6 protein-coding genes are annotated in these 5,089 nt (G+C 64.6%); 2 read left to right on the plus strand and 4 right to left on the minus strand.

Annotated features, from left to right (window positions below; all coding sequences use genetic code 11):
* The 4 genes from FVW27_RS07580 to rimP all read right to left on the minus strand — a co-directional run.
* Positions 1–313, minus strand: a 313-nt coding sequence (locus FVW27_RS07580; RefSeq protein WP_208294686.1) for a translation initiation factor IF-2 N-terminal domain-containing protein, incomplete at its 3' end; no start/stop codon positions are given.
* Positions 310–642, minus strand: a complete 333-nt coding sequence (locus FVW27_RS07585; protein ID WP_424991859.1) for a YlxR family protein — start codon at positions 640–642, stop codon at positions 310–312. The genes FVW27_RS07585 and FVW27_RS07580, both read right to left, overlap by 4 nt.
* A complete protein-coding gene (gene nusA, locus FVW27_RS07590) occupies positions 569–1,924 on the minus strand; it encodes a transcription termination factor NusA (RefSeq protein ID WP_167124045.1) in 1,356 nt (451 codons plus the stop codon). Before nusA ends, FVW27_RS07585 begins: the two co-directional genes overlap by 74 nt.
* Positions 1,925–1,947: 23 nt before the next feature.
* Positions 1,948–2,622, minus strand: a complete 675-nt coding sequence (gene rimP, locus FVW27_RS07595) for a ribosome maturation factor RimP (RefSeq protein WP_167124047.1) — start codon at positions 2,620–2,622, stop codon at positions 1,948–1,950.
* A 443-nt stretch (positions 2,623–3,065) separates the two neighbouring features.
* Here rimP and flgF point away from each other — a divergent pair, with 443 nt between their 5' ends.
* Complete coding sequence (flgF, locus tag FVW27_RS07600) at positions 3,066–3,845, plus strand: flagellar basal-body rod protein FlgF (protein ID WP_167124049.1); 780 nt, start codon at positions 3,066–3,068, stop codon at positions 3,843–3,845.
* A 298-nt stretch (positions 3,846–4,143) separates the two neighbouring features.
* Positions 4,144–4,926, plus strand: a complete 783-nt coding sequence (flgG, locus tag FVW27_RS07605; RefSeq protein WP_167124051.1) for a flagellar basal-body rod protein FlgG — start codon at positions 4,144–4,146, stop codon at positions 4,924–4,926.
* Positions 4,927–5,089: the final 163 nt, after the last annotated feature.

A 5,089-nucleotide genomic window follows, 5' to 3' on the forward strand; every position in this document is an offset into this window, starting at 1 on the left:
CGTCGGCAGCGTCGGCAACGCCGGAGGCGGCTTCGCGCTCTTCGGCACGACGACGCACGGGGGCTTCGCCCTCTTCGCCGTCGCGGCGGCGGCGGCGCACGATGACGCCGGGCTGCACCACCTTGCGGTCAACGCCCGCTTCGGCGGTCTGGCCCTGATGGCGTTCGCGCACGCGGCTGACCTCATCGGCGGTGAGCGTGGTCATCACGCTCTTGGCCGGTATGTCAAGGTCGCGCAGCGTGTGGAGCAGATCTTTCGTGGACACGCCCAGCTCCGTGGACAGGTCCTTCACCCTGGTCTTGTCGTCGGTCATTCCTGAACCCCCTTGCGCTTCCTTCGCCAGCCGCCAAACTTCCGGAATCGCTCCCGGCATTCGGGGCTTTCGCATACGTAGAACCCGCGTCCAGGCAGTACCTGCCTTTCGTCCGGAACGGGGTCGGCCCCCGCCCCGGCGGTGTCCGTCGGGGGGACGTACCGCAGAAGCTCGCGCTTTGCAAAGCGGCGCCTGCATATGACGCAGGTGCGTAATGGTATGTGCTTCCCGCGGATGGCTTCATCCATCCGCGTACTATTCCTTCGCTTCGGCTTCGGTTCCTTCGCCCTGCTCCTGAACGGAAGCCTGTGCGGCGTCCTGTTCGGCATCGGGGGCGGCTTCCGCCTCCGGCCCGGTATCCGCGTCGGCCTCGTCCTGCACCTGGGGCGCAAGGAAGTTGATGGCCGCGCGCAGGTCGGCGATCTTGCCCGGCGCAAGGCCCAGCGCCGAGGAAAGTTCCTCGTCGTCGGCTTCACGCAGGCGCTCGATGGACTGGAATCCTGCCGCGATGAACTGTTCGATGGAGATTTCGGCGACGCTGGCGATCTGTTCGAGCCCGCGTCCGATGGCGTTGGCCTCGTTGTAGCGGGTTTCGGTGTAGATATCTATCTTCCAGCCCAGCAGCTTCGCGGCCAGCTTCACGTTCTGGCCCTTGCGCCCAATGGCGTTGGTCAGCTGGTCGTCGGGCACGATGACTTCGAGCAGGTTTTCTTCTTCGTCCACCACGATGCGCGAGATCACCGCCGGAGAAAGGGCGTTGCGGGCGTAGGTGGCGATGTCCGGGCTCCAGACCACGATGTCGATGCGCTCGCCGCGCATTTCCTGCACGATGTTCTGGATGCGCGAACCGCGAATGCCCACGCAGGCGCCCACCGGATCCACGTCGCGGTCGCGTGACATGACGGCGGCCTTGGCGCGGCTGCCGGGATCGCGCGAAACACCCATGATCTGCACGGTGCCGTCGTCCACTTCGGGCACTTCACGGCGGAACAGGGCCGCCATGTAGTCGCGGTGCGCGCGCGAAACGATGACCTGCGGGCCACGGCCTTCCTTGCGCACGTCGATGAGGATGGCCTGCACCCGGTCGCCGCGCTTGTAGTGTTCGCGCGGGATCTGTTCTTCCTTGGGCAGCAGCGCTTCGGTGCGGCCAAGGTTGATGATCCACCCGGCCTTGTCGCGGCGCTGGATGATGCCGCTGACGATCTCGCCCCGGCGGTCCTTGTATTCCTCGTAGATGATCTCCTGCTCCGCATCGCGCATGCGCTGGATGATCACCTGCTTGGCCGACTGGGCGGCAATGCGGCCAAGGTCCTCGATCTTCACGCGGAAGCCCATTTCGTCGTCCAGCTGTACGCTGGGGTCGTGGGCGCGCGCGTCTTCGAGCGAAATTTCGCTGTTCGGGTTCTCGACCTCTTTCACGACGATCTTGAACTGATAGACGTCGATTTCGCCGGTCTCGTCATTGTAGCTGACTTCGGCGTCCATCTCGTCGCCGAACTTGCGGGCCACGGAGGTGCGGACGGCTTCCTCCAGGGTGTCGATCAGCATGTCGCGGTCAAGGCCCTTGTCCTTGCTGATCTGGTCGATGGCCTTCTTGAGTTCCAGGCTCATGGGTACTCCTCCGGATCGGTGGCCTAGTCCGTAGTGTCGTCGTGCGGCGCGCCGCCGCGTGCGGGCTTCTTGGGCTGCGCCTTCTTGCGCTGGCCGCTCTTGCCGCCGGGCTGGGGCCGGGTCGTGTCGGGAAAAATGTGGATGAGGTGCGCCTTCTTCACGTCGTCCCACGCCACGCTGATGGGGGCGGGGTCTTCGTCGGGGCGGGGCGCGGTGTCGGGCAGGAAGGTGAGGGTGTCGCCTTCCACCCGCACGATGTCAGCCCGGAACTTGCGACGGCCCGGCCATTCCGGGTGGGGCACCGCAAGGGTGAGTTCGATGGTGCGGCCCACGTAGGGGGCAATCTGTGCGATCTCGAAGAAGGGGCGTTCAAGCCCCGGCGAGGACACTTCGAGCACGTAGGCGTCGCGGACCACGTCTTCCACGTCCAGGGCAAGGCCCAACTGGCGCGAAAGGCGGGCGCACTGGTCTATCGTCACGCGTTCGGGGGCGATGTCTTCGGTCGCTTCGCCGTCTGGGGCGGCAGTTTCTGGGGCTGCGGCTTCGGGTGCGGGCATGCCGGGCTTGACGTCCACGTACACGCGCAGCACCGTGCGTCCCCCGTCAATGATCTCGATGCCCCACAGGGCAATGCCCAGGGCGTCGGCCAGGGGCGTGGCAATGGCGGCGACGGCGTCGCGGAGGGGATGCGTGCTCATGATGCGGGGTAACGTCCGTTGTCGTGGGCGGCGGAGCCGCAGCAAAAAAAAAGGGGGCCGAAAGGCCACCCGGAATGGCCGCGTACGGCCCTCAGGATGTCGAAGCGGCGTTGCCGTGGAGCGGTAAGGCGTGGCGCTCCGTGAAGCGATTCCAGAGGAATATCGGCAGCCGCTTCTGTCAAGACGCGAATATATAGTATGGGACCGGAGGTCTGTCAACAGGAGATGGCGCGGGGAATGGTGCGACCGCGCGCTGATGATGGGATGGGGTGGCGCCCGGAAGCAGGCGGATGACCGTCGTTGTTCCGTCGGTCCTGCCCGTGCGCGGTGCGTGCCGGGCGGGGTGCATGCGCTGCCACGCGCCGGGATGATGCAGGTTTGCCGGAGTGGCCCATGCCTTGCATTGCCACTGGCGCGGGCAGCATGCCCGCAAGGAGGCACGCATGCAGGAAGGCATGTTGTCGAGCCTGTTCGGCGCGCTCACCAACGAGCACCGCATGAACAACATCTCGAACAATCTCGCAAACGTGAATACCACGGGCTACAAGCGCGACGTCATATCCTTCAAGGATACCATGCAACTGTACGCCCATGACCAGATCATGGAGCCCATTGCCAACGTGCGCTCGAAAAAGCTCTTTCCAGAGCCCATGCACGTGGCCCGGCCCCGCATCGCCGTGGCCCACACCGACTTCGAGCAGGGCAGCATGCGCTACACCGGCAACCCGCTGGACGTGGCCATCTCCGGCAACGCCTTTTTCAAGGTGCGCACCCCCGAGGGTGAATTCTACACCCGCAACGGCAACTTCATCCAGACCGCCGACGGCCAGTTGGTGACCGCCATGGGCCACGCGGTGCAGGGCGACGGCGGCGACATCGCCCTGCCGCCCGGCGAGCAGGTGCAGATTTCCGACGACGGGCAGATATTCGCGGGGGGGGCGCAGGTGGGGCAGCTGAACCTGGTCACCGTGAACGACCTGACCGCTCTGGAAAAGCTGGGCGGCAACATGTACCGGCTGCGGCCCGGCTCCAACGCGGGCGAGGTGCCCGCCGAACGTGCCTACGTGGCCCAGGGCTACCTGGAGGCGTCCAACGTCGAGGTGGTCTCCGAAATGGTGAACATGATCGAAGCCCAGCGGCAGTTCGAAGCCTACCAGAAAGTGATGCAAACCACCGATTCCATAGATCGGGAGGCCACGCAGAAAGTGGGCAAGAAAGTCTGACGGGTGTCGGCATGAGTGTCTTTTTGCCCTCTGCCTGCGTCAGAATGGCTTTTTACTCCGGTCAAATACCATCAAAGTATATTCCCTTCATAAAAAGCCATTCTTCCTTGGCAGAGAACAAAAATCCTACTCATGCCGACACCCGCCGCAGAAGCGCGCCGCTTTGCCCACTGGCGGTTGACGCCGCGCGGGTAGGGTTGCCCGGCGCATCCGGCATCCGGTTTGCAAACATCAGGCTGGCGGGCAATCACCGCCGGACAACTGACGGAACCAAACTCCTCGCAAGGAGACAACGACCATGATGCGTTCACTCTGGACGGCGGCCACCGGCATGGTGGCCCAGCAGCTCAACATCGACGTGATCTCCAACAACCTCGCCAACGTGAACACCACGAGCTTCAAGAAGAGCCGCGCGGAGTTCGAGGACCTCATGTATCAGAACATGCGCATCGCCGGTTCAGCCACCGAGGGTGACAACCGCATTCCCACCGGCATCCAGGTGGGCATGGGCGTACGCCCCACCACGGTGCACAAGTTCTTCACCCAGGGGGACTATTCCAACACCGGCAACTCGCTGGACCTCGCCATTGAAGGCGACGGGTTCTTTCTGGTGCAGGTGAACGGCGAAGACGCCTACACCCGCGCGGGCGCGTTCAAGCTGAACCAGGACGGGGTTGTGGTGACCGCCAACGGCTACACCCTGCAACCGGAATTCACCGTGCCCGCCGAAACCAAGAGCATCACGGTGACGGAAAACGGGCACATCTCCGCCCTGGACACCAACGGCACGGCATTGGCCGAGGCCGACATCCCCCTCTACACCTTCATCAACCCGGCGGGCCTCGAAGCACGCGGACGCAACCTGTACACTCCGTCCGAAGCCTCTGGCGAGGCAGTGGAAGGCGTGCCCGGTGAAGACAACGTGGGCACCATTGCCCAGGGCTTTCTGGAAATGTCCAACGTCGAGGTGGTGGACGAGATGGTGAACATGATCGTGGGCCAGCGCGCCTACGAAATGAACTCCAAGGCCATTCAGACGTCGGACACCATGTTGCAGACTGCCGTGCAGCTGAAGCGATAGACAGGGGAGACCGCGCATGACCCGCCACCGCCGTTCCGCACCCACCGACCATTCCGCTGTCATGGTGTCCGCGTTTGCCGGGCCCATGGCCTGGCTGGCCGCGCTGGCCCTTGCCGTCGGGCTGCTGGCCTTCGGCCTTGCCCCGGCCCGGGCCGGCACCGGA

The sequence above is a fragment of the Nitratidesulfovibrio liaohensis genome, from assembly GCF_011682075.1.
Taxonomy (GTDB): Bacteria; Desulfobacterota; Desulfovibrionia; order Desulfovibrionales; family Desulfovibrionaceae; genus Cupidesulfovibrio; species Cupidesulfovibrio liaohensis.

Excerpts from the sequence above, each read along its gene's own strand:
- flgF (WP_167124049.1), top strand. The coding sequence starts at position 3,066 with ATGCAGGAAGGCATGTTGTCGAGCCTGTTCGGCGCGCTCACCAACGAG.
- rimP (WP_167124047.1), bottom strand. The coding sequence starts at position 2,622 with ATGAGCACGCATCCCCTCCGCGACGCCGTCGCCGCCATTGCCACGCCC.
- FVW27_RS07585 (WP_424991859.1), bottom strand. The coding sequence starts at position 642 with ATGCCGAACAGGACGCCGCACAGGCTTCCGTTCAGGAGCAGGGCGAAG.
- flgG (WP_167124051.1), top strand. The coding sequence starts at position 4,144 with ATGATGCGTTCACTCTGGACGGCGGCCACCGGCATGGTGGCCCAGCAG.
- nusA (WP_167124045.1), bottom strand. The coding sequence starts at position 1,924 with ATGAGCCTGGAACTCAAGAAGGCCATCGACCAGATCAGCAAGGACAAG.